The 24851-nt window shown below is 39.4% G+C and carries 19 protein-coding genes and 1 riboswitch; all 19 genes read left to right on the top strand.

Annotation, left to right across the window (positions count from 1 at the left end):
* Positions 1-24: 24 nt before the first annotated feature.
* The 19 genes from BAOM_RS21860 to BAOM_RS25405 all read left to right on the top strand — a co-directional run bounded on the left by BAOM_RS21860 (position 25) and on the right by BAOM_RS25405 (position 24834).
* Entirely contained in the window at positions 25-675 is a 651-nt protein-coding gene (locus tag BAOM_RS21860; protein WP_257467482.1) for a ComF family protein, read from the top strand.
* A gap of 99 nt (positions 676-774) precedes the next feature.
* Positions 775-1185, top strand: coding sequence for a TIGR03826 family flagellar region protein (locus BAOM_RS21855; protein WP_373995351.1), 411 nt, complete (start codon positions 775-777; stop codon positions 1183-1185).
* A gap of 360 nt (positions 1186-1545) precedes the next feature.
* Complete coding sequence (gene flgM, locus BAOM_RS21850) at positions 1546-1809, top strand: flagellar biosynthesis anti-sigma factor FlgM (protein ID WP_127762100.1); 264 nt, start codon at positions 1546-1548, stop codon at positions 1807-1809.
* Between the two features lie 76 nt (positions 1810-1885).
* Positions 1886-2356 (top strand): flagellar protein FlgN, encoded by a 471-nt coding sequence (locus BAOM_RS21845; protein ID WP_164853308.1) that lies wholly within the window; start codon positions 1886-1888, stop codon positions 2354-2356.
* A gap of 24 nt (positions 2357-2380) precedes the next feature.
* Positions 2381-3934, top strand: a complete 1554-nt coding sequence (gene flgK, locus BAOM_RS21840) for a flagellar hook-associated protein FlgK (RefSeq protein ID WP_127762098.1) — start codon at positions 2381-2383, stop codon at positions 3932-3934.
* Between the two features lie 18 nt (positions 3935-3952).
* Entirely contained in the window at positions 3953-4834 is an 882-nt protein-coding gene (flgL, locus tag BAOM_RS21835; protein ID WP_127762097.1) for a flagellar hook-associated protein FlgL, read from the top strand.
* Positions 4835-4879: 45 nt separating this feature from the next.
* Positions 4880-5431 (top strand): DUF6470 family protein, encoded by a 552-nt coding sequence (locus BAOM_RS21830; protein WP_127762096.1) that lies wholly within the window; start codon positions 4880-4882, stop codon positions 5429-5431.
* A gap of 16 nt (positions 5432-5447) precedes the next feature.
* Positions 5448-5891: a flagellar assembly protein FliW gene (gene fliW / locus BAOM_RS21825; protein ID WP_127762095.1), complete on the top strand. Its 444-nt coding sequence runs from the start codon at positions 5448-5450 to the stop codon at positions 5889-5891.
* On the top strand, positions 5891-6121 hold the full coding sequence (csrA, locus tag BAOM_RS21820) for a carbon storage regulator CsrA (protein WP_127762094.1): 231 nt from the start codon (positions 5891-5893) through the stop codon (positions 6119-6121). Before fliW ends, csrA begins: the two co-directional genes overlap by 1 nt.
* Positions 6122-6263: 142 nt before the next feature.
* Positions 6264-7433, top strand: coding sequence for a flagellin N-terminal helical domain-containing protein (locus tag BAOM_RS21815; protein ID WP_127762093.1), 1170 nt, complete (start codon positions 6264-6266; stop codon positions 7431-7433).
* 121 nt (positions 7434-7554) lie between these two features.
* Positions 7555-7644, top strand: a riboswitch (cyclic di-GMP riboswitch).
* A 55-nt stretch (positions 7645-7699) separates the two neighbouring features.
* The gene (locus BAOM_RS21810; protein WP_127762092.1) at positions 7700-10918 is read left to right on the top strand and encodes an OmpL47-type beta-barrel domain-containing protein; all 3219 of its coding nucleotides are present in this window, start codon (positions 7700-7702) and stop codon (positions 10916-10918) included.
* Between the two features lie 224 nt (positions 10919-11142).
* Positions 11143-14862 (top strand): Ig-like domain-containing protein, encoded by a 3720-nt coding sequence (locus tag BAOM_RS21805; RefSeq protein ID WP_127762091.1) that lies wholly within the window; start codon positions 11143-11145, stop codon positions 14860-14862.
* A gap of 586 nt (positions 14863-15448) precedes the next feature.
* A complete protein-coding gene (locus BAOM_RS21800) occupies positions 15449-15565 on the top strand; it encodes a putative motility protein (protein ID WP_257467481.1) in 117 nt (38 codons plus the stop codon).
* A gap of 77 nt (positions 15566-15642) precedes the next feature.
* The gene (locus BAOM_RS24770; protein ID WP_218973847.1) at positions 15643-15789 is read left to right on the top strand and encodes a plasmid pRiA4b ORF-3 family protein; all 147 of its coding nucleotides are present in this window, start codon (positions 15643-15645) and stop codon (positions 15787-15789) included.
* Positions 15790-15823: 34 nt separating this feature from the next.
* Positions 15824-16303 (top strand): plasmid pRiA4b ORF-3 family protein, encoded by a 480-nt coding sequence (locus BAOM_RS21795; RefSeq protein ID WP_257467480.1) that lies wholly within the window; start codon positions 15824-15826, stop codon positions 16301-16303.
* A 189-nt stretch (positions 16304-16492) separates the two neighbouring features.
* Positions 16493-21811, top strand: a complete 5319-nt coding sequence (locus BAOM_RS21790) for a hypothetical protein (protein WP_127762090.1) — start codon at positions 16493-16495, stop codon at positions 21809-21811.
* A complete protein-coding gene (locus BAOM_RS21785; protein WP_127762089.1) occupies positions 21808-22107 on the top strand; it encodes an EscU/YscU/HrcU family type III secretion system export apparatus switch protein in 300 nt (99 codons plus the stop codon). Before BAOM_RS21790 ends, BAOM_RS21785 begins: the two co-directional genes overlap by 4 nt.
* A gap of 59 nt (positions 22108-22166) precedes the next feature.
* On the top strand, positions 22167-22589 hold the full coding sequence (fliS, locus tag BAOM_RS21780; protein WP_127762088.1) for a flagellar export chaperone FliS: 423 nt from the start codon (positions 22167-22169) through the stop codon (positions 22587-22589).
* A gap of 22 nt (positions 22590-22611) precedes the next feature.
* Positions 22612-24834 carry a flagellin N-terminal helical domain-containing protein gene (locus tag BAOM_RS25405; protein WP_127762087.1) on the top strand — a complete coding sequence of 741 codons (2223 nt, stop codon included), beginning with the start codon at positions 22612-22614 and terminating at the stop codon, positions 24832-24834.
* Positions 24835-24851 lie beyond the last annotated feature (17 nt).

Raw genomic sequence — 24851 nt, 5'->3', positions numbered from 1 at the left:
TGCTATGAAAAAATAAGAAAGCCGATGACATGGACCAGTTTATTTTTAAGACAGCCTAAAAGTTGTATATGTTCAAATTGTGAGGCGAAATTTGCTTGGATTTCTGGAGAAACATGCGCGATTTGTTCGCGTGAGCTCGATGAATCATTTCGGCGTGAGCAACTTTGTTTAGATTGCGTAAGATGGGAGAACAACCCTGAATGGGCGGGGTATTTAACGAAAAATGTCTCGCTGTTTCACTATAATGATTTTTTAAAAGAGTTGATTGCGAAATATAAGTATCGCGGTGACTATGCTTTAGCGGAAGTGTTGGCGCCGTTTATGAAGGAATGCCTTCAGCAGGCAGAGTACAACCTCATTACGGTTATTCCATTAAGTAAGGATCGTCTGCAAGAGCGCGGCTTCAATCAAGCTCAAGCTTTACTTGATGTGCTGCAGATAAACAGTACAGAGCTGTTAATGCGTATTCATACGGAAAAGCAATCAAAGAAATCGCGTCAAGAACGAATCAATTTACCGCAAATTTTTAAAGTGAAAAACCGAAAGGCTATACAAGGGAAAAACATTGTCATCGTGGATGATATATACACAACGGGCTCTACTGTTCGGCATGCAGCTAAAGCATTGAAGCTTGCCGGAGCAGAAAAAATTGAAACAATGACCATTGCTAGATAATATTTTTGCCGAATGTCTAAAGCATTCGGTATTTTATTCGATATAAATAGTACAAATGTACCGTTTTTGGTGGTTGAGGGGGGAAAGAACGTGGATTTGATGAATTGCCCAAACTGTAGGGCACTTTTTGTGAAATCGAAATTTAGAGATGTATGTGACGCTTGTTATAATGAAGAAGAAGAAAAGTTTGATGAAGTATATCAATTTATTCGTAAGCGCAGCAATCGAACAGCGACGATGGCGCAAGTAGTAGAAGCGACTGACGTTGAAGAAGGCTTAATCCTTAAATTTATTAAAACAGGGAGATTACGAATATCGCAATTTCCTAATCTAGGTTACCCTTGTGAGCAATGCGGGACGTTAATCCGTGATGGACGAATATGTGAGGCATGTACAAAGAAATTACGAACGGAATTGGAGAATCTTGAAAAAGAAGAGCAGCGTCAACGTGAAATGACCGAGCAGGAAAAGAGAGTTACTTATTTTGTGAAAGAGAATTTACGAGAATAGAGATTTGCGGTTTTTTTATGTAAAGGATAAGCATCTAAAGTTTTCGATGTGCTTTGGTGTCTAGCTTCAGGCGCCATCGGCTCGAGGTCATAAGCTAATCGCTTCGGAAGGCAAAGAACGCCTTCTGTCAGCGCTTATCTTATGCTTGTCGCCGATAAACAGGCACCTTCCGCTTTTCTTATTAGGTATTTCTCCTTACCATAAAAATGGTAAAATGTATCGATGGAAAGATGCTTTGAAACAATAAAAAAAATGAAGATGCAGTCGATAATAGAGGTAGGGAGAATCAACAAACGATGATGAACGCAAGGTACATTGTTTGCTAAAAAACGAGTTAACCAAAGGGGGAGGCTTTGAGAAATGAAAATTCATTCTTTTGGTGTATCGAGGGTAAATCCTTATAATCTGCAAGCGAACAAAATGGACAACCAGAAGCTTTCTCATAAGAAAGCAGTCGATAAATTAGAGATTTCTTCGGAGGCTAAAGTGATGCAGGAAGGCTCCAGTATTCAAGCTGAAAGACAGGCAAAAATCGAACAGCTGAAGCGCCAAGTAGAGAATGGCACATATACGTTGGATTCAAAGGCCACAGCTAAAGGGATTATCGATTATTTTAAACGTTAATCAAACGTTTGATTAAAAAGGGCGGGTGGCCGTAATGTTCATCCGTCCATCATCTGTGTACAGAGGAGGAATGGAGATGTCCGCACAGCCAATCATCGAGGCACTCGAGCAATTAATTAAGCTTCACCAAGGCTTTAATAAACTAGCGAGTAAAAAAAAGAACATCATCATAGAAGGTGACACGGACGCCCTTACCGCTCTTTTGATGGATGAGCAGAAGTATGTGAAAGCTATCTCACAAATAGAAAACAAACGACAAGAAGCCGTTCAAACGTTCTTGAATAGTCAACAAAACGCTACGTTCGATCAGGTGATGGAAGAAGCATCTTCTTTTGAAGCAGAGATTTTACAGCGTTTAAAAATGGAACTTTTAGAAGAGGTAACACAATTAAAAGAACAAAATGAGTTCAATCAGCAATTGCTCGTTCAGTCCTTGCAGTTTGTCAATCTATCATTAGATGTATTGCGACCGCAGGACCGAAACTATAATTATGGCAACGAGCAAGCACCGAAGCAATCCATCAGCATGTTCGATTCAAAAGCATAATACATAGAAAGAGAGGGTACATACATGGTTTCGACTTTTATGGGCTTAGAAACATCAAAGCGCGCACTTAGCGTTGCTCAATCTGCCCTATATACAACAGGCCACAATGTTGCGAATGCGAATACACCTGGATATTCACGTCAGCGCGTCAATCTATCAGCAACAGAGAGTTTTCCTTCTCCAGCATTGAATAGCCCGCGAATAGCGGGACAACTAGGAACAGGTGTGGAAGCGGGTTCTATTCAGCGAATTCGCGATAGTTTTTTAGATAGCCAATATCGCAGCCAAAGCAGCAAAGTAGGCTACTATAGTTCGTTAAGTGAATCATTGACGAAAATGGAAGAGATTTTAAATGATCCGTCAGAAAGTGGTTTATTAAACACGATGAACAATTTCTGGGGTTCGTTAGAGGATTTAACAACAAATACGGATAATATCGGGGCGCGGGCTGTTGTCGCTTCATCTGGGCAAATGGTCGCTGAAACGCTGAACTACTACTATAATGCTTTAACGAGTGTGCAAGAGGATCTTCGTTATCAAATTGGCGTGGAACAAAGCGGAATCAATACGATTATCTCTAATATTCAAAGCATTAATGAGAAAATCAGCAAAGTCGAACCGCATGGCTATGTCTCAAATGATTTATATGACGAGCGAGATACGCTAGTTGATCAATTATCACAGTTCATGAATGTGAAAGTATCTACGGTGTTTCCAGAAAAATACGGCATTGTTGACAAAGCAGCCGCTGAAGGACTGTATAACATTGAATTAATTCAAGAGGACGGTTCTTCTTACATGCCGCCGATTAACTTAATTAGTGTGAATCATACTGGAATTGTTGGGGTCAATAATATTGAAGTTCAAACAGATAGTGCGACAGGCGCCATTAGCGGTGTGAAAATTGGCAGCACGACATTACAGGACTATAAATTTGCCGGTGCACTTACTGGGTTGATTGAAAGTGCTGGGTATGTAGAAGATGGTACGGTGAAAGGGGCATACCCTGACATGCTGCAAAAGCTGAACGATATGACAGAAGCTGTTGTGAAGGAGTTTAACTATGTTCATAGTCAAGGCTTCGTAGTAGGGGAGCCGCCGACTAACGGTGGAAATTTCTTTGAAATTACAGCTGGAAAAAACGCTGCTCAAACGATTAAAGTAAACGCAGACATTATTAAAGATCCATCTTTAATTGCATCCGGTGGAAAAAGTAATGCGGCTGGTGATAATGAGAACGCTCATCATTTAGCAGCTATTAAGTCAAAGGATTTCACTCAGTATGAAAGTGGAAACGTACCTGCTGGATTAAATGGAACGTTTGATACATATTACGCAGGGGTTATCGGAAATCTAGGTGTCGATTCTGCCAGCGTGCAAAAAGACCATTCGAATGCACAAATTTTAGCGACTTCAGTGGATAAAAATCGTCAATCAGTAAGTGCGGTTTCTTTAGATGAAGAAATGACTGATATGGTTAGGTACCAGCAAGCCTACAATGCAGCAGCACGAATGGTCACATTAGTGGATGAAATGCTTGATAGAATTATTAACGGTATGGGCACTGGTGGCAGATAAAAGGTGAGGTGAAGATACATGCGCGTAACGCAATCGATGCTTTCAAATAACATGATTCGCAATATTAGCAATAGCTATGAGAGATTGGCAAAACTGCAGGAACAAATTTTAACGCAAAAAAAGTTTTCTAAACCATCAGATGATCCGGTAGCAGCGATGATGGGGATGAACTATCGAACAAGCTTAAACCAAGTGGAACAATATTCACGTAATATTAGTGAAGCAACAAACTGGGTCGAGAGTACCGACTCAGCATTAGGACAAGCCATTTCTGCCCTTCAACGAATGAGGGAGCTAACGGTACAATCGAGTAATGGAACATATGAGTCAGACCAAAGGGACAGTGTCAATGAAGAAATTAAGCAATTGAAACAACATTTAGTCGATATTGGGGATACTCAACTTGGCGGGAAGTATATTTTTAACGGCTATGATACAAATAAACGACCGTCAGACACGATGGTTGACGGTGCACCAAGCTATGGAACGGATGAAATTCAAGTCGAAGTGTTTACAGGGATTAAAATTCCGATTAACACAAGCGGACAGAGCACATTTGGAGAAGCGCTTAAAACGGGCGGTACAATTGATCAATTAATGGCAAGTTTAAAGAGTACAGACGAAGCGGATATTACGAACCGATTAGCTGAGCTGGATGAGATGATTAATGTATTTATTAAAGAGCAAGCAAAAGTCGGTGCCAAGCAAAACCGAATCGACCTAATGACTGATCGTGTAGGCCAACAAGAAGTCTTCGCTCAAAAAATCCTTTCTAGCAATGAAGATGTAGACATGGAAAAAGTCATTCTCGACTTCACAACACAAGAAAGTATTCATACCGCTTCATTAAGCGTTGGTGCTAAAGTGATTCAGCCGAGTTTACTTGATTTTCTAAGGTAAAAGCTATTCTATATGGATAGCTTTTTTCTATAAGAGGTGAAAAGCATGCAGCAAATTAGAATGCAGTCTACGTTTATTCAAACAGGCTTAACCATTGCAGACCCTGTTCAACGTATGGAGCCATCAAAGGCAATTCAATCGATTGAACAGCCGCAAGCGACTCTTCATATCGAGAGAACCCCAGGGAGGCTGACAATCGATCAAACAGAAGCGTGGGAGCAGATGGATATTAAGCATATTTTTCAAAGGACCGCAGAATTAGCTCAGGAAGGGAAGCAAAGAGTATTAGAAGGAATCGCACGAAGATCGCGACAAGGCGATGAACTGATGCATATTGAAAGAGGCGGCAATGTACTAGGTGCACATGCCAAACAAAATAGCGAACGACCAACTAAACAATTCAATATCGGCTGGATTCCATCTCCATTCAGTGTCAAAACGCATTATGAACAAGCCAAACTGAATATCGAAGCGCAAACGCACAAACCGATTATTGACGTGCAAATTCAAAAGCCAATTCACGACTACACACCAGGTAGTGTGAAGACGAATGTTACCCAAGAAAATTCATTAAATATTGATGTTGTAAATGTATAAGAAAGTAGGGATAAAGATGAAGATTTCTACAAAATTTCACGGTGAAATAGAGATGAATGAAGAAGAGATTTATACATTCGAGAGCGGGATTCCGGGGTTTTTAGAGGAGAAACAATTTGGCTTACTACCACTTGAGGAAACACCATTTTTCGTACTTCAGTCTATCAAAACTCAAGAAGTCGCTTTCATTATGACGAATCCATTTGATGTGTTCCTGACGTATGAAGTGAACCTTTCTGATGAAGTACTAGCCGATTTACAAATCCAGCTCGAACAAGATGTGACGGTATTCACGATTTTATCGGTACGAGATCCATTTGAACAAACAACGGCTAACCTGCAAGCACCGATTATCCTCAACCACACGAAGAAATTAGGTAAGCAATACATTATGAAAACGGATAACTATACAACTCGCCATAAGCTTATCCCATCTTCGGTCAAACAGGAGGTCAAATAATGCTTGTACTTACTAGAAAGTTAAACGAATCGATTATGATTGGCAATGATATTGAGATTACGGTATTAGCGGTTGAAGGAGAGCAAATTAAACTTGGTATTCAAGCACCAAAGCATGTCGACATCCATCGGAAAGAAATATATTTGTCCATCCAGCAAGAAAATAACCAAGCCCTAAATACCGAAGTCAACACTTTGACAAGTTTAAGCGATTTTTTTCGAAAAAAATAAATGTATTCTCTAAATAAAACAGTAACAGCACCGATATTAAGGATGTAAGGTTGAATAGTGATATAGGCGGCCGACTTAATCACTATTCAACCGAAATAACCACATGGATGTGGGAAATGACAACTCAAGGAGGAAATATATTATGATTATCAATCACAATATCACGGCGTTAAACACACATCGCCAACTATCAAGTGCATCTAATGCACAATCTAAATCAATGGAAAAACTAGCTTCAGGTCTTCGTATTAACAAAGCTGGAGATGACGCTGCAGGTTTAGCAATCTCTGAAAAAATGCGCGGACAAATCCGTGGTCTTGAAATGGGTTCTAAAAACGCTCAAGACGGTATCTCTTTAATCCAAACAGCTGAAGGCGCATTAAATGAGACACATTCTATTCTTCAACGTATGCGGGAAATAGCGGTTCAATCTTCTAACGATTCTAACACAGATGGTGATCGCCAAGAGCTACAAAAGGAAATGGACCAGTTAATTGAAGAAATTGATCGTATTGGTAATACAACTGAATTCAATACAAAGAAACTTATTGATGGTTCTAAAAGCGGTGTAACTGAGCAACTTGGTAACGTAACATTTGATAACCAAGGTGATTCTGCACTATTCACAACAGTGGTAGCTTCAACAGCAGCTGTAGCAGGGACTCCTGGTACTGAGGCAGATGAAACAATTAATGTAAAAATTACAGACTATGATGCAACTGCAGATACGTATTCTTTTGAATGGACAACACAAGATGGTCAAACTGCTGCTGTTACTGGTGTTGCAGCTGCGGGTGGAGCTCAAACTATAGCAACTGCTGATGGTAGCTATTCATTAACTTTTGGTGCAATCGGAGTTGAAGATATTGGTAAAGAGGCAACATTCACATCACGTGCTTCAGTAGAAGAGTATGCAAATAACTCTTTAAGTTTCCAAATCGGAGCTAATTCATCCCAAACAATGAATGTTGATATTAACGATATGAGAGCGGCTGCTCTAAATGTTGATAATATTGATGTAAGCTCTGCTGCATCAGCAGAATCTTCTATTTCTGCAATTAACAAAGCGATTGAGGATGTTTCAGCTCAACGTTCAAAATTGGGTGCATTCCAAAACCGCTTAGAACACACAATTAATAACTTAGGTACATCTCAAGAAAACTTAACTGCTGCTGAGTCTCGTATCCGTGATGTAGATATGGCGAAAGAAATGATGGAGCAAACGAAAAACTCTATCCTTTCTCAAGCAGCTCAAGCAATGCTTGCCCAAGCAAATCAACAGCCACAAGGTGTACTTCAGCTTCTTCGTTAATTGATTAATAAAAATAAATTGAGAGATCTTAGCTTTGTTAAGATCTCTTAATTTGTATATATTAGGTAAAATATTCCGTGAAAATAATTTTAATGGAATAGTTTTTTTATTAGTACCTTAAAAGTGAAAAAGGCAAACCACAGGAAACTGTGAGACGCAAAACCAAGGGCCTGAACCAAAATTTATAATTGGATGGCAGCCGGATACCACAAATCAATATAATAGGAATTTCCGTTGCCTTTTTTTATAAAAAAGGAGATAAAAATATGATAAGAAAGTTATCTTTATTTACAGTATTTTTAATACTGCTTCAAGTACTGCTTCCGCTTTCAAATGTGTTTGCCACAGAAATACAAGCACCAGCAAATTTGAAAGCAAGTCAATACTATCCAGGTAACATTGTTTTAGATTGGGATAAAGTTACAGGGGTAAGCAGCTATCGAATCTATAAGATTCAAGATGGACAGCAGGAATTGGTTAAAGAGGTTTCATATGAAAATACCGATACTACTGTTTATAATGTTTCAGAAGGAAGCAGTACGTTTGCAGTTTCTTCTATTAGAAGAGATAGTGAATCTGAACTTTCCAACACAGTGATTGTTGAGGTTGTATATCCAGAGATGGAAAGTCCGTTAAATGTTGTATCAAGTATAGCCAGTGGGAATGATCTTACTATAAGCTGGGATAAAGTAACCTATGCGGCAGATTATAATATATATCAAGTCGTAGATGGTACCAGAACACTCACGGCAACTACAAAGACGAATAGCTATACATTTGTGAATCATCCGGAAGGAAAGTATAGTTATGAAATAACATCTTATAACAGCCGCTTTGGAGAATCTTTCGAGGGATCTCAGATTGAAGGGGATGTTGTTTTTCCTGAGATTAAGTCACCTATTGTAACTTATAAAATCGAGAATGGTAATGACTTAATCTTTAATTGGCAAAAAGCTAACTATGCGACGAATTACAGAGTATATGAGTTAGTAGACGGAGAGAGAAAGTTACTTACAACGACAAGATTAAACAGTCATCTTATCTCCAATGTTTCGGAGGAAAAACATGTATATGAGGTAACGACATATAGTGATCGCTTTGGAGAGTCGGAGGTCCCTTTTCGTATTGAAATAGATATGGTCTTTCCTGATATGCAAGCTCCTGAGAGTTTAACTTATACTTTATCAAATTATAATGATATTAATTTAAGATGGACACAAGCTGAATATGCAGATTCGTACAAATTATATCAAGTTATTGATGGTGAAAAGAAATTAATCTTGTCAACGTCTGCATTAAATACACCCCATAAAAATATGCCAGAAGGACATTACAAATATGAAGTAGCTTCATATAGTGACCGTTTTGGCGAGTCAGAACAGGTAGCAAACCTGGAGTTCGATTTAATTCATCCTGACATGCTGGCACCTGAAAACCCTACTATTACAGTACAAAATGGAAATGATTTAGTCCTAAGATGGGATGCATTTGAATATGCAACAGCCTATAAGGTATATCAAATTATAAATGGTGAACGAAAATTAATTGCAACAAAAGTTGGAAATGCTCATACCATGGTTAATATGCCAGAAGGAAAGTATACGTTTGAAATAACATCCTACAGTGACCGCTTTGGTGAATCTCCAACCGGCTCTCGAATTGAATATGAGTTGAATTTCCCCGAATTGCAAGCACTTGAATTAACTGGAAAGGTAGAGAATGAGAATACAATAATCTTAGATTGGACAAAAGAAGACAATGCAGCAGGTTATAACGTCTATCAAGTGATTGACGGAACAAAGAAATTCGTTGGGACTACAACAAGTCTTCAGTTTAAAGTAAGTAATCAACCAGAAGGACGGTATATCTTCGAAGTAACTTCGTATCATAGTCGTTTTGGCGAATCACCGTCATCTAATCAAGTAAAATTGTATATTGGGCCTAAATTGGAGGCTCCGAAAACTTCTGGTTCTATAGTAGAGGATGACTCTGTGACATTAAACTGGGGTTTGGTACAAAATGCAGAGTCCTATAATATATATGAGGTAGTAAATGGTGAACTTAAACTTGTCGAAAATACAACGGAAACAAGCCTTACTATTAGTGATTTGGAGCCAGGTGATTATGAATATCGTGTTGTTCCAATTTCTCCGTCTGGAGTAGAATCAGAAGCATACAGCACTATACAGATTCAAGCAGAAGAATTTGATACTACTTCTCCTGTTACAACTTCAAACATAACGGAAACTGTCTTAAAAGAAGATGCTGAAGTGCAACTAACAGCAACAGACACACAAAGTGGAGTAAACAAAACTTTCTATTCAATCAATGGATCAGAATTTACAGCAGGCACAAGCTTTACATTAGCTGAAGAGGGGACACATAAAGTATCCTTCTACAGTGTAGATAAAGCTGGCAATAAAGAAGAAGTAAAAACGGTGGAAGTGAAATTGGATAAGACAGCACCCGTTACAACTTCTAATATGACAGATAACTGGTATAAGGAAGAAGTAGAAGTCCAATTAACTGCTACAGATGATTTAAGTGAAGTGGATAAAACCCTTTATTCTATTGATGGATCAGAGTTTCAAGAAGGAACAAGCTTTACGCTAGCTGAGGAAGGGGCTTATAAAGTGTCTTTTTACAGTATAGACAAAGCTGGTAATGAAGAAGAAGCTAAAACAATTGAAGTCAAAGTTGACAAAATAGCTCCAGAGACAACGTCCAACGCAACAAATGATTGGTCGAAGGAAGATGTACCAGTTGAATTAACAGCAACAGACAATGCAAGTGGAGTGGATAAAACCTACTATTCTATAAATGGTTCTGATTATGTGGAGGGAACAAGTTTTACTATAAGTGAAGAAGGAATCCATGAAGTAAGTTTCTATAGTGTAGATAAAGCAGGAAACGTTGAAGAAGCAAAGACTGTTGAAGTAAAAGTGGACAAAAGCGCTCCAGAAGTTAGCTGGAATCTTGATGATGAGTACACGTTAGGGGCTCAGTTGCCTAGCTATAAAGCTAGTGATGCCGTTTCTGGCATTGCTTCTGAAGTGCTTACAGTGAACGGTCAAGGGGTTTCTAATATCAATCTCGATCAGCCAGGTACTTACAACGTAGTGTTAACTTTAACAGACTATGCGGGTTGGACGACAACGGTTGAGAAGACCTATGTGGTTTACATCCCGGCTACTATTAATGTAAATCCAGGCATCATCAAAGGCAACAAAGGTGTGTTTACTGTTCAAGTAACAACACCAAAGGGCTTTGATACAGCTCAATTTGATCTTAGCAGTGCTAAAGTAAACGGAGTTTCTGCTAATACAGGAACGAAAGGATTAGAGCAACAAGCGAAGAAAGGACAATTCAAATTTGAACGTGAAAACTTTCAATGGAATGAAGAGGAAGTAGAATTAGAGTTTCGAGCAATGCTGGATGGTTATCTGGTAGTGGGAAGCAAGACAGTAAAGGTATTAGCAAAATGATCAAATATAAAATTTGAGTTCTTAGAGAAGTTTGCAAAGTAGTTAGAAAAAGAAACATCAGAACTTTCTAGGTTATAACCGAATATTCTAAAAGAGAAAGGACCTTAGAAGTGGCTTTAGTCATTTCTAAGGTTTTTTTAGAAAGTTATTGGAAAAAAATATAAAGTGATAGATAATTAGTATTAGGTATTAATATCTGTTTTGTTTTGAGAGGGGAAATTAGTTTGCGCCGTTGGAAAAAAAAACTTACTTCTATTAGTTTAATTGTAATACTGTTAACTTCTTTGATATCAACTAGTTCTCCTATTAAAGGATACGCAGCCCAGCAATCATCTGGAGGGCCTATAATTCTTATGGGAATTGATGCTGAAGATGGAGGAGTAGGAGGACATGGACCAATATCCGTTTATCAAAACATTGTTAATTCGATATTGGCAAAAGTAACAAACGGGGGATCTGGTATCTTTGTTTTTGGCGCTAATAGTTATTATGTTACAAGTTTCTGGAATGCAATTGCAACCGGCACAGGGCAATCGGTTACTTTTGTAAATGAAGCAAATATTGAAACTCAATCCTTTGCGGGATATGCCATGCTTGCTGTTTCAAGCGATGCATATAATACGTCTGGTGGACTTACCCAGGCACAACATGACAAATTAGTAAAAAGACAAAATGATATTGCGTCATTTATTAATAATGGCGGCGGGTTATTAGGTTTTGCTTCAGATTTTACGAATCCTTACGCCTATTTAGGCGCTGTAGGGAATATTTCTGCCAATATTAATTTAAGCTATAGTGATGTTTCACCAAATATAGAAGGACAAGCTATTGGTGTCACCAATGATTTAGACATCTGTTGCTGGCATGACGAGTACACTAGTTATCCAGATTTCTTAAAGGTGCTAGCAACTTTTCCTTCTGGAAAGGCAGCTGTTATTGGTGGCCTTGATGTTTCTGTTCCTTCAAAATTAGTGGTGACTCCGAGCAATGTCTCTATTGCACAAGGTCAACACATCCCTTTAAAAGTAACCTTAGATGATGGAACAATACAAAAAGATGTAACGGCAGTTTCAACAGGGACCATTTACAGCAGTAATTCCCCAAATGTAGTTGTCGATGATCAAGGTTTTATTTCTTTGTTACCAGAGGCTCAGATTGGTGATACTGCCCTAATCACAATCACTCATAATGGATATACGACAACAGTTGATGTTAGTGTGGATCCGCCTGTAGAAGTTGTAGAATTGGTCGAACTGAGTACAAGTAACGACGTTTTACTGGGGCCTGGGGAGAAGCAGCAGTTAAATGTAAATGCCGTTTATTCAGATGGTAGCAAGAAGGATGTTACATATGCTGTGGAGGGAACTACATATGGAAGTAGTGTGCCTGAAAGCATTTTTGTCAGTCCAAATGGGATGATTTCCATTAGCGACACAGCCCCTTTTGGAGAAACTGGAACAATCACAATTAAAAATCAAGACAAGACAAAAAATGTTCAGGTTAAAATCACTGATCCCCCAACAAAATTAACGGTTACTCCTGTAACGTTAGATTTAATGGGTGGACAAACAGCGCAGCTTAAGGTTATTGCTGATTTCCCTGATGGAACCAAAAAAGATGTAACCAAAAGTAGCGTGTATACAAGTGGAAATACCAGTTTAGCAATTGTCAATAACAGTGGCCTTGTTACGATTCCTAAAACAACTGTAGATGGAACGGTCACTATTCGCAGTACCTATGCTGGCCTCTTGAGTGAAACGGTAATCAATGTAACTCCATTTCGGGAGATAACAGATGTTCAAATTACGCCCGCTACTTTAACCATTGAACAGGGGAAAAGCCAAACGGTTAAAGTAATAGCTTCATATTCTGATGGAACAACAGAAGATGTAACGAGTAAAATATCTTTTACCAGCAGCAATAATGGGCTTGCTACTATTGACCATCATGGAGTGATTACGGTACCGCAAAATGCAGCAGGGGGAACTGTTGAGATTACTGGTACATATAGCGGCAAAACAGTTAAATCTGTTGTTACAGTACCAAGTAAACCTATATTAACATCTTTAATATTTACTCCTGATGCTGTTACATTAAAACCTAATGAAACACAGCAACTTAAGGTTTCTGCTGAATATTCAGATGGAGTAATACAAGACGTGACTTCACAAGTAGTTTATGAAAGTAGTAATGAAAATTTGGCAACCGTGAACTCTGCTGGGTTAATAAGTGTAAATAGTAACGCAACAGGCGGAACTGTTTATATCCGTGGAAGTTACGGGGGAAAAGGTGGGGCAGCCACTATTACAATCCCAAGTCCACCCGTTTTAGAAGGATTGACATTTACTGCGGATAAAACAACCGTTAAACAAGGTGAAACGACACAAGTTAAGGTAGTTGCTAACTATTCGGATGGCACGACGGAAGATGTAACAACGAAAGCTAACTTAAATAGTAGCAATATAAATCAAGCTACAGTAGATCCAGCCAAAGGGATTGCAACGATAACGGATCAAGCAACAGGCGGAACCGTCTATATTCGAGGAAGTTATGGAGGGAAAGGTGGAGCGGTCACTTTGACTATACCGAAACCACCTTCAGTTGAGAGTCTTACATTTACCCCTGATAAATTAACCTTGAAGCAAGGGGAAAATGCTCAAATTCAAGTAACAGCTACATATTCAGATGGAAGTACTGAAGATGTAACAGCCAAGGCAGGTTTAAATAGCAGTAATACAAGTCAGGCCGCGGTAGATCCAGCTACGGGTGAAATAAAGGTATTAGACAGCGCAACAGGCGGAACTGTTTATATCCGTGGAAGCTACGGGGGGAAAGGTGGAGTAATGACACTTTCTGTTCCTGCGCGACCATCAGTAGTTAGTTTGAACTTTACCCCTGCTACGAAAACAGTTAAGCCAGGGGATACAGTCCAAATGCAGGTTACAGCAAACTATTCCGATGGTACTACAAAAGATGTGACGAATCAGGCATTACTAAAAAGCTCCAACACCAGCTTGGCAACAGTAGATCCATCGACAGGTTTAGTCAAAATTCCAACTAGTGCTTCTAACGGAAATGTCAATATTCAAGGATCCTACGATGGGAAAGGCGGAGCAGCTACGATTACAGTCAGCAAACCTTATATTATAGGGATAGCCTTTACCCCGAATAAAGTGACCCTAAAAGGCGGAGACACTTTGGCAATGGAAGTAATGGCAACCTATTCGGATGGAAGCACTAAGGATGTGACAGCACAAACAGCCTTTAGCAGCAGTAATACAAGTCTTGCAACTGTTGGTGCATCAGGCGTAGTTACTATTGCTAACCCAACAAAAGGAGGTACTGTTTATATCCGGGGAACATTCAGTGGAAAAGGGGCAGCGTCGACAGTGACTGTTATGGGTCCTCCATCAGTAACGAATTTAAAGTTTACTCCTTCAACAACAACGTTAAAAGGTGGAGAGATTTTAAAAATGAATGTGGTTGCTGAATACTCCGATAGTACAACAGAGGATGTAACAGCGAAAGTTACTTACAGCAGCAGTAATAATAATATGGCTGTTGTAGACAACACAGGGCTTGTCACTGTGCCTACCAATGCTGCACCAGGTACAGTTTATATTCGCGGAAGCTACAATGGTAAGGGCGGAGCAACTACAATTACTATCCTACCTAAGCCATCCTTGGTGAATTTAACATTCAATCCAGTAAGCCTTTCATTGGACAAAGGAGATACTTACCGGATAAAAGTAACAGCAGAATATTCAGATGGTACATCGGAAGATGTAACGGACTTTACCACTTTTAGTAGTAGTAATATAAATGCTGCTATTGTTGATAATAATGGCTTGATTACTGTTCCGGTTAATTCTTCAGGTGGCACAGTATATATTAGAGGAACATATAACGGTAAAGGTGGAGCCACAACGGTTACAATAAAGTAGGGGGATTGAGAGGGTTATCCCTTTCTTATATATACATTTTAAAATTAAGCAGTTTCTGTAACTCACACTATTTAACTATTCTGATTTATGTCTATATTGCTTTACAGGATACACGTGTTAGGGCTTTTTCATATAGTTAAAGGGATACTGCCTATTAGCAGTGCCCTTTCATTATGCTTTAGCTGTATAAGTGGAAAGCTTAGCTAAGCAAATTTGTCCTAGCTAGTAATGACTAGAGATTAGTATTCATTATCGGATGAATTGATGGAAAACCCTAATAGTTTTTTTAGCACAACGTAGTTGGAAACGACAGGCGTGAAGGCTTAAGAAAAGAAAAGATTTGGGCAATCAGCAGCTAAGCTCCTGTGAGGAAACTCTGGAGAAGGTTCAACGACTAGGATAGACCATCTAAGGCGAAAGCTATGATGATGAAATCCGTAGGTGAAACAATGGTCATCAGTATTTTGAATCCGAAGTGCCCCTGCCCGGCTAAAGTGAATTGCGTCACATTGACATTTTGGATTTTGGTTCTTAAGGAGATGTCCCTATAGCATTAAGCTAAGGACAAGTTTAACAACAAGTTTCAATGTCAGTCATAAAAAAAGCAATGGACCAAGCAGAAACAAGTGCAAATGGTCTAATAAAAATGATGGATTCAGTTGAGGTTGTAGCGATTCAGCACGCAGCTTGGCGGAAACATTGATTTAAAATTATAGAAGTAGTTTTGTAAAGTATCCAGAAGAGGCTGTTCTTTATTCTTTTAAATGAGGATGAACGAATATGAAAGCCTATCAATTACTGATTACATTAAATCACGTGGAGCCGGCAGTTTGGAGAAGAGTCATAATCCCGGCAGAAACGCATTTCAAACGCCTTCATGATACGATTCAATTCGCGATGGGCTTGGCAGGATTATCATCTTTATGAGTTTGAAATTGATTATGTCTATAGGGAGTGTAAGTTGCAGATTATTGGTTTTGGTGAAACATATGAAGAGCATCTTTTTATGCAGCGGCAATATTTATTGGATCCTCCTGTAGAAGAAGGTGATGTTTCTTGTATAGAACGAATTATGAGAATCGAAATGCGAAAGGCGAGGGCGACGCGTTTACCTAAATATTTGGAAACGTATCCTGAGTTTCTCTATCTCTATAATTATGGTGATAATTTGGAGCATTTGATAAAGGTGGAGAAAGTAATAGAAGATTATTCATTCGGGCACCCGACGCTGCTCGAAGAAGAAGGAGCTTGTCCTTCAGAAGATGTCGGAGGCTCAAGAGGTTATGAAGAGTTTCTAGAAGCATGGAATAATCCCTTACATCCTGAACATGAGCGGATGTGTGAATGGGGTACAAGCCAAAGATACCGAGAATTAAATATACCTCAAATTAATAAAGTGATGGAAAGTATGTTGAAGTTGAAGAAGATTATGTCACAGTGACTTTTTGAATTGTGGATATTCTGTATATAACTTTGTGGGAAAACCATAAATCCTATGTGTTGTTTAGGGTTTATGGTTTTTCTTTGTTTTTGTGAAAGTTTTCCTATATTCTCCTTCAAATTACCGATGAAAATCCTTCGTTTCTAACCGATACAAAAGGTAGGTTAATTAGAACGGGGTGTAACTTGAATGCAAATTATTCAAAATAACTATAGATCAATTTCACAAACAGCAGCTCCTTCTTCACAGCCGAATGTTGGGGATTTGCTTCAAGTATCTGTGAAGGAACGAGTGAGTAATCAAGAGGCGGTTGTTTCGATGAGGGGAACGACCACAAAAGTTCAGTTTGAAGGCAATGTTCCGAAGCAGGATCAAGTATTTGTTGAAATTACAGGAAAAACAGCGGAAGGAAACTATACAGTTAAGTTGTCTGATAAAGCTCCTAGTACATCTGCTGCTCTGGCTAGTATGTCGCAGAGTACGGATTCCGAATTAAATGAGATTGTGAAAGCTTTTTCATCGGGTGGAATGTCCTTGACAAAAGATCAAATGAATGTGATGAAGGAGTTTATCGCTAAAGGATCAGGAACAACTGAACAAAAAGCAGAAACATTACGGGCAATGGCGCAAAAGCAAATTGACGTTACAAATCATACAATTAAAGCGGTACATGAAGCGTTAAATGGTAACCCATTATCAGCATCGTTAATGTCAGTGTTAGATGAATTAGGTGTACAACTTCAATCGAGAAATACTTCTATGCCAGCTAAAAGTATGGCGACAGTGCGAACAGAAGCACAACGAGAACCGAATGTAGCAAAATCTATCCAAATGGTAGAAGATTTTTTAAAAAATACGAATTTGAATGAAGCGAGCAAAAAGAAATTAGAACAAAGCGTTTCAGAAGCGAAGAAACTCTCACAAGCAGGACAAACCGTTCAGGCGAAAGTGCAGTTGATTCAACATTTAGTAGCAGTCGAGAAGCAAGTGAATGCTACGAAGACGAATACAGCTAAGGAGATACCGACTCCTAAAAGTGCTAGCAAAGCGATTCATCAGGTAAAAGAAAAAGTAGCGCAAGAATCGAATGTAGCCAGAGCACTAGAACAAGTAAGAGAAGTAGCTAAGACGGTGAATCTGTCAGAGAAAGCAGTGGAAAAGCTGGATAAAGTAATGCAGGAAGTCACGGGTCTCGCTCAAGCAGGTCGAAGCGTTCAAGCGAAAGCGCAGTTAGTGCAGTCTTTAAGTCAACTGGAGCAAGAGCTACAAATAGAAGAAGTGAAGCCAAGCGAAGCAATTCGCCAGGTAAAAGAAAAAGTCGCACAAGAGCCGAATGTAGCCAGAGCGCTGGAACAAGTAAAAGAAGTAGCCAAAAGTGTGAACCTGCCAACAAAGGCAATTGAAAAGTTAGACAAAGTGATGCAGGAAGTGACGCGGATTGCGCAAACAGGTCAAAGTGTTCAAGCGAAAGCGCAGTTAACGCAGTCTTTAAGTCAACTGGAGCAAGAGCTACGAGTAGAGGAACCGAAACCGAGCGAAGTGATTCGCCAGGTAAAAGAGAAAGTAGCGCAAGAGCCGAATGTAGCCAGAGCGCTAGAACAAGTAAGGGAAGTAGCTAAGACGGCGAATCTGCCAGCGAAAGCAGTGGAAAAGCTGGATAAAGTGATGCAGGAAGTCACACGCCTTGCTCAAACAGGTCAAAGTGTTCAAGCAAAGGTGCAGTTAACGCAGTCTTTAAGTCAACTGGAGCAAGAGCTACGAGTAGAGGAAACGAAGCCAGGCGAAGTGATTCGCCAGGTGAAAGAGAAAGTAGCGCAAGAGCCGAATGTGGCCAGGGCTCTGGAACAAGTAAGAGAAGTAGTGAAAACTCCAAATCTGCTATCGAAAGCAGTGGAAAAGCTAGATAAAGTAATGCAGGAAGCGAGTCGTCTTGTGCAAAACGGCCAAAGCACCCAAGCGAAAATGCAGTTAACACAGACATTGTCACAGCTGGAACAAGACTTACAAGTAGTTGAAATAAAACCGAGCGAAGTAATTCGGCAAGTCAAAGAAACGGTCGCTCAAGATCCGAATGTAGCCAGAGCGCTTGAACAAGTAAAAGAAGTAGCGAAAATTCCGAATCTGCCAGTAAAAGTGGTAGAAAAGCTAGATAAAGTGATGCAGGAAGTGACACGCCTTGCCCAAACAGGTCAAAATGTTCAAGCGAAAGCGCAGTTAATGCAGGCTTTAGTACAGATAGAACAAGACCTAGAAGTAGCTGAAACAAAACCAAGCGAAGTAATTCGCCAAGTAAAAGAAAAAGTCACGCAAGAACCAAATATAGCCAGATCGTTGGAACAAGTAAAAGAAGTAGCGAAAAGTGCGAACCTGCCAACACAGGCGATAGAAAAGTTGGGCAAAGTAATGCAGGAAGTAACGCGCCTTGCACAAACGGGCCAAACCGTCCAAGCTAAAGTCCAATTAACGCAATCTCTTAAACAATTGGAACAAGAACTTCAAGTGGAAGAAATGAAGCCAAGCGAAGTAATTCGTCAAGTAAAAGAAAAAGTAGCGCAAGAATCGAATATAGCTAGAGCGCTAGAACAAGTAAAAGAAGTAGTGAAGGCGGTAAACCTACCAGAACAAGTGATAGAAAAGCTAGATAAAGTAATACAGGAAGTGACACGCTTAGCCCAAACGGGTCAAAATGTTCAAGCGAAAGCGCAGTTAATGCAGGCTTTAGTACAGATTGAACAAGACCTAGAAGTAGCTGAAATAAAAACAAGCGAAGCAGTCCGTCAGGTAAAAGAAAAAGTAGCGCAAGAGCCGAATGTGGCCCGAGCACTCGAACAAGTAAAAGAACTGGTGAAAACTATGAATTTACCAGCAAAAGTAGTAGAGCGGCTAGACAAAGTGATGCAAGAAGCGAGCCGGCTCGCGCAAACAGGTCAAAGTGTCCAAGCGAAAGCGCAGTTAACACAAGCCTTATCGCAATTAGAACAAGAGTTGCAAGTGGCCAAAACAACACCAAGCGAAGCAATCCGTCAGGTAAAAGAAAAAGTAGCACAAGAACCGAATGTAGCTAGGGTACTGGAACAAGTAAAAGAAGTTGTGAAAAGTGCGAACCTGCCAACAAAGGCGATAGAAAAGCTAGATAAAGTGATGCAGGAAGTGACAAGCCTCGCTCAAACAGGTCAAAGCGTTCAAGCGAAAGCGCAGTTAACGCAGTCTCTTACCCAATTGGAACAGGATCTTCAAATAGAAGAGAAAGAGACAAACCCAAGCGAAGTAATTCGCCAAGTAAAAGAAAAAGTCATGCAGGAACCGAATATAGCCAGAGCGTTAGAACAAGTAAAAGAAGTCGCGAGAAATGTAAGCCTGCCAGCACAGGCGGTGGAAAAACTGAACAAAGTGATACAGGAAATCACAAGCCTAGCCCAAACCGGCCAAAGCGTCCAAGCGAAAGCTCAGTTAACGCAAGCTTTAAATCAACTGGAACAAGAGCTACAAATAGCCGAAACAAAACCAAGCGAAGCGATTCGTCAGGTGAAAGAAAAAATCGCGCAAGAACCGAATATAGCTCGAGCACTAGAGCAAGTAAAAGAAGTGGCAAAAACAGCGAATCTGTCAGTAAAAGCGGTTGAAAAGCTAGATAAAGTCATGCAAGAAGCCACACGCCTCGCGCAAACAGGCCAAAGCGTCCAAGTGAAAGCGCAGTTAACACAAGCGTTAAATCAACTCGAGCAAAACTTACAAGCCGAAGAATCACCAAAGCCAACTCTAGATCAATTAAAAGACAGAATTACGCAAGAGCCGAATATCTTTAAAGCGATTGAACAAACGAAAGAAGCCATAAAAACACCAGGAATGCCAATGCAAGTGATTCAGAAGCTTGAACAAGCAGTTCAGGAAGCAACGAAACTTCAATCGATTGGTCGAGACGCTCAAGCGAAAATTCAGTTAAACGGTCATCTGAATCAGTTGTTGCAATCTTTAGGAGAGGCTGAAGAGACTTCTACAACTGCAAATAGGGCAGTTCCAGAACAGCAAAACTCGCCTATGGTTTCTAAGGAACCAAATGTAGCTGAAACAATACGAAACCTAGTAAAAGATGTACAAAAAGATCCGTCATTAGCCAAAGTGCTTGATAAAACGGCAGCATTGCTCGCTGAACAGGGTGCAAATGAAGAATTGAATGAACTGAAACAGGCACATGACAAAGCGCAACAGCTTCAAGAAAATGGGCGTGAATTAGCAGCAAGACGAGAGCTTTCAAATGCTCTTTCGAAAGTCGAACAGAATCTTGGCATTCAGCAACCTGCTTCTCAAGAGAATACATTATCGCAAGCGGAACAATATGCGATTAACGAAGCGGTTCAAACGTTAAAATTAGATTCGCAAAATGTCATGGTGACTGAAATTACAAAGAAGCTGTCACAAATGGCGATTGATTTTAAAACGTTGAAACGTGAGATTACAAGAAATCTAGATAATATTTCAAAGATGCTTGAAAATCGGAATATTTTACCACAAGCCAATGTGAAGCAAATTTTAGAGTCCACGATTCATAAACTCGATAACGCGATTTTAAAGGGAGACTATTTGCTTTACACAGATATGTCGACAGAAAAGAAAATGCTTGCCGCAAGCTCTCAGTTGGCGGAAGCAAAAAAATTACTAGCTAAAGGTGAAGTTAGCGAGGCGAATAAAATTGTGAAAGAAGTAAAGGCAAATATCGAAAACATTGTCTTCAAGCCTTCTGATGTAAAGGTGAAGCATTTTGTTTTAGACAAGCTTGGTTTAGAAAACTTTTCTTCAGCGCGTCAAATGGCTAGCACAGTTGAACAAGCGGTGCAGCCTTTTACAAATAATGAGCCTTCAGCACGCCAAATGTATGACACGATTCGAAAAATCGGCTTAACGCATGAACATGATGCTGGTTTTTCACTCGTTTCTAAAAATGGAACACCAGCTGACCCTCAGCAAACAGAAAATGTAAAAGCGGCATTAATGAAAATGATGAAAAATGAAGAGATGAAGCCACAGCTTATGCAGCAGGTAGAGCAAACTGTGAATAATATTACCGGTCAACAGCTTTTGAATAAGCAAGACTCTTCAGGTATGCAAAATCTATTTTTCCAGCTGCCATATATGATGGAGAAACAAGTAGAAAACATCAAAATATATGTCAATTCACGAAAGGATGGCGAAAAGGTAGATTGGGAGAACTGCAGCATTTATTTTGTGCTAGAAACGAAGCGTTTAGGCGATATCGGAGTTCTTCTGTCTTCTTCTGAGAAAAATGTAAGTCTGACGTTCCGTAGCAATAAGGAACAGTTATCGGAGAAGCTGGAGGGCTTTACAGAAGTAACGCAGGAGCGCTTCCGTGAAATTGGATATCAGTTACAGACGATGAACGTGAAGCCTCTCAACGAACCAAAGGCAAGTGCGTCAACAGAAGAACGCGTTACGGAGAAAGCACAATTAGCTCCGACTTTTACGGAGAAAGGGTATGATTTTTCAATATGAGGAATTCATTATATGTTAACCAAAAAAATAAAAAAAGAGTGAGTGGACCGACCGCGGCTGTTATTCGATATGATGACAGCAAAGGAGCGGTGCCGACGGTCGTGGCTCACGGTTCTGGTCAAGTAGCTCAAAAAATTATGGAGTTGGCGAAGCAAAATAATATTCAAATGCAAGAAGATGAATCGTTAGTGAGTGCTTTACTAAACATTGATCTTGGGGAGTCAATTCCGCCGCAATTATATGCGGTGATGGCCGAGATTTTAATATTATTGGAAGAACTCGATCAAAGTTATTAAAAGTTAGATAGCTTTTACCGATAATTATAGTAGCTAAGTTAAAAGGTGGAGATACAAAAGTGGAATTTCTTTCGGAAGAGATGATTTATCAAAAAACACCACAAGAACTAACAGCGTTTTTGTATGAAGGTTTAATCGAAAACCTAGAACAAGCTATTACGTTAATTGAAAAGAAAGACTATATAGAGTCGAACAAAAAATTACAAAAAGCAAATGATATTCTCCATAGATTAGGTGTTGGTTTAAAGTATGAAGCAGGTCCGATTGCTGAACAATTAGATAGGCTATATAACTTTATGGCGGATGAATTAGTCGAAGCCAACCTAAAAAAAGATGCGGAAAAAATTCAAGGCGTGCTCAAAATTGTTGGAGAAATAGCAAGTGCTTGGAATATCGCATTGAAAAAGACTCCAAATCCAACGCAAAAAATAAATCGAAAAGTTGCAGCGTATGAATCTAGCGTTATGAGAATAAATCAATAAGTTATATAGAGGAGATAAATACATGAAGATTAATCATAATATTACAGCATTAAATGCTTACAGAAATTTATCAGTAAACAACTCTACTACGGCAAAAAGTCTTGAAAAGCTTTCTTCTGGATTACGTATTAACCGCGCCTCAGATGATGCAGCAGGCTTAGCGATTTCTGAAAAAATGCGTTCACAAATCCGAGGTTTGGATATGGCTGAACGTAATGCGCTAGACGGGATATCCTTTATTCAAACTGCAGAAGGTGCTTTATCTTCGACTCATGAAATTTTACAGCGTATGCGTGAACTAGCGATTCAAGCAGGTAATGACTCTAATACAGATGTAGATAGAAAAGCGATACAAGAAGAAATTAATCAACTGACAAATGAAATCAATCGAATTAGTAATACAACGGAATTTAATACGAAGAAATTATTGGATGGATCATTATCCAATGAAATTATAACTAAAATGGCGGGAGCACAATCAGTACCTTCTATTGAACCAGGACAGGTGACAGCGGAAGGATTAACATTCTCTTTTACTGGAGCAGGAGCAACGTTAAATGGCTATACAGTTGAATTTGGAACTATAGCGGACGGTACAAGTGAAACTGCAAGTATCGATACGGCTAATAAAAAGATTATTATAAATGGAGACTTTGATAATACAGATGGAAATGGAACTTATTCATCCACTGCTGATATAAAAGCTGCCATTGAGGCTGTGTTTAACGCACAAGGCGGTTCATTTGCAGGAATCACTGCAACTGTTTTGGGAGATCCAAGGGCAGTAATCGAAGGTTCTTTAGCTATAAGAGATGGTGCAGATGAAGTAGCTGCTATTCAACCGACGACGGTTACAGCGGGGACACTAACATTTGATTTCTCTGGTGCTAATGGAACTTTAAGTAACTATACAATTGAATTGGTGGATGCTGGTGTGAGTGGTACTACAACAGCAAATATTAATACAGGAACTGAAAAGATTACTATTAGTTATGATTTTAGTAACGCACCGTTAGCTTCTGATATTAACACTGAAGTAAATAATGCATTGAATAATTCATTTACTGGAATAGCGGTCGTAGTGGGAGGGACAGCTCCTACAACCGCAGCATCTTCTTCAGCTATTGGTGGTTCAAATGCAATACCTGCAGTTCAGCCAGGTCAAGTTACAGCGGAAGGCTTAACATTTGATTTTGCTGGAGCAGGAGCAACATTAAATGGCTATACAGTTGAATTCGGAACGGTAGAGGATGGCACAACTGAAACAGCAAGTATTGATACGGCTAATAAAAAGATTATTATCAATGGTGATTTTGATAATACAGATGGAAATGGAGGTTACTCATCCACTGTAGATATTAAAGCTGCTATTGAGGCTGCATTTACAGCGCAAGGCGGCTCGTTTGCAGGAATTACAGCGACTGTAGGAGGAACTCCAAGTGCAGTAATCACAGGTTCCTCAAAGATAAATGGTGGTGCTGATGGAGTACCAGCAATCGAAGGTGTATATCAATTCCAAGTTAATCCTCAGGACATTATAATTGATAGTGTTACTTTCGATTATGATGAAACAGGTTCGGCAGGATGGAAAGATGCGAATGAATTAAAAGACAAGATTAATGGTAATGCGATATTAAATGCAAAATATGAAGCTAGTGTTGTCGATGGAAAAATTCAATTAAAGCAAAAAACTGGTCAAGAATCAGCAACTGCTCCAATAGTAAATAATGGCAATAATCTAGTTACATTACAAATTGGAGCCAACCAAGGTCAAACAGTGTCACTTGAAGTTAAAAATATGCAGGCAGAAACTTTAGGTATTAGTGACACAATTAAAGGTGGAGAGCAGAAGGTTACATTATCAAATGGTCAGGAAGTAACGGTTTGGTATACAAAAGAGAAAATGTCTAATAATGGATCAACGGATACGCCGACAGAATATACATTAGATATTTCAAGTAATGAAAAAGCAGGCGCTGCTGTTACTGTTCTTGATGATGCGATTCAAAGAGTGTCCTCTGAACGTTCTCGTATGGGGGCAGTTCAAAACCGTTTAGAGTATGCGGTATCTAACTTGAAATATATGAGCGAAAACGTCACAGCTTCTGAATCTCGTATTCGTGATTTGGATATGGCATTAGAAATGTCTACTTATACAAAGAACAATATCCTTGTTCAGTCAGCTCAAGCAATGCTTGCGCAAGCGAATCAGATGCCTCAAGGTGTACTACAATTATTAAAATAATAGTATCAAGTCAAAGG

Source organism: Peribacillus asahii, from assembly GCF_004006295.1.
GTDB lineage: Bacteria > Bacillota > Bacilli > Bacillales > DSM-1321 > Peribacillus > Peribacillus asahii_A.
The sequence above is the reverse complement of the archived record's forward strand: the minus strand, read 5'-3'. Positions and strand labels throughout refer to the sequence as shown.

What these genes read in the sequence shown, in the direction of transcription:
- flgL (WP_127762097.1), top strand. Translation starts at nt 3,953, where the DNA reads ATGCGCGTAACGCAATCGATGCTTTCAAATAACATGATTCGCAATATT.
- BAOM_RS21810 (WP_127762092.1), top strand. Translation starts at nt 7,700, where the DNA reads ATGATAAGAAAGTTATCTTTATTTACAGTATTTTTAATACTGCTTCAA.
- BAOM_RS21860 (WP_257467482.1), top strand. Translation starts at nt 25, where the DNA reads ATGACATGGACCAGTTTATTTTTAAGACAGCCTAAAAGTTGTATATGT.
- flgM (WP_127762100.1), top strand. Translation starts at nt 1,546, where the DNA reads ATGAAAATTCATTCTTTTGGTGTATCGAGGGTAAATCCTTATAATCTG.
- BAOM_RS21790 (WP_127762090.1), top strand. Translation starts at nt 16,493, where the DNA reads ATGCAAATTATTCAAAATAACTATAGATCAATTTCACAAACAGCAGCT.
- BAOM_RS21815 (WP_127762093.1), top strand. Translation starts at nt 6,264, where the DNA reads ATGATTATCAATCACAATATCACGGCGTTAAACACACATCGCCAACTA.
- BAOM_RS21855 (WP_373995351.1), top strand. Translation starts at nt 775, where the DNA reads ATGAATTGCCCAAACTGTAGGGCACTTTTTGTGAAATCGAAATTTAGA.
- BAOM_RS24770 (WP_218973847.1), top strand. Translation starts at nt 15,643, where the DNA reads ATGAAAGCCTATCAATTACTGATTACATTAAATCACGTGGAGCCGGCA.
- BAOM_RS21830 (WP_127762096.1), top strand. Translation starts at nt 4,880, where the DNA reads ATGCAGCAAATTAGAATGCAGTCTACGTTTATTCAAACAGGCTTAACC.
- BAOM_RS21785 (WP_127762089.1), top strand. Translation starts at nt 21,808, where the DNA reads ATGAGGAATTCATTATATGTTAACCAAAAAAATAAAAAAAGAGTGAGT.
- flgK (WP_127762098.1), top strand. Translation starts at nt 2,381, where the DNA reads ATGGTTTCGACTTTTATGGGCTTAGAAACATCAAAGCGCGCACTTAGC.
- csrA (WP_127762094.1), top strand. Translation starts at nt 5,891, where the DNA reads ATGCTTGTACTTACTAGAAAGTTAAACGAATCGATTATGATTGGCAAT.
- BAOM_RS25405 (WP_127762087.1), top strand. Translation starts at nt 22,612, where the DNA reads ATGAAGATTAATCATAATATTACAGCATTAAATGCTTACAGAAATTTA.
- fliW (WP_127762095.1), top strand. Translation starts at nt 5,448, where the DNA reads ATGAAGATTTCTACAAAATTTCACGGTGAAATAGAGATGAATGAAGAA.
- BAOM_RS21845 (WP_164853308.1), top strand. Translation starts at nt 1,886, where the DNA reads ATGTCCGCACAGCCAATCATCGAGGCACTCGAGCAATTAATTAAGCTT.
- BAOM_RS21800 (WP_257467481.1), top strand. Translation starts at nt 15,449, where the DNA reads ATGTCAGTCATAAAAAAAGCAATGGACCAAGCAGAAACAAGTGCAAAT.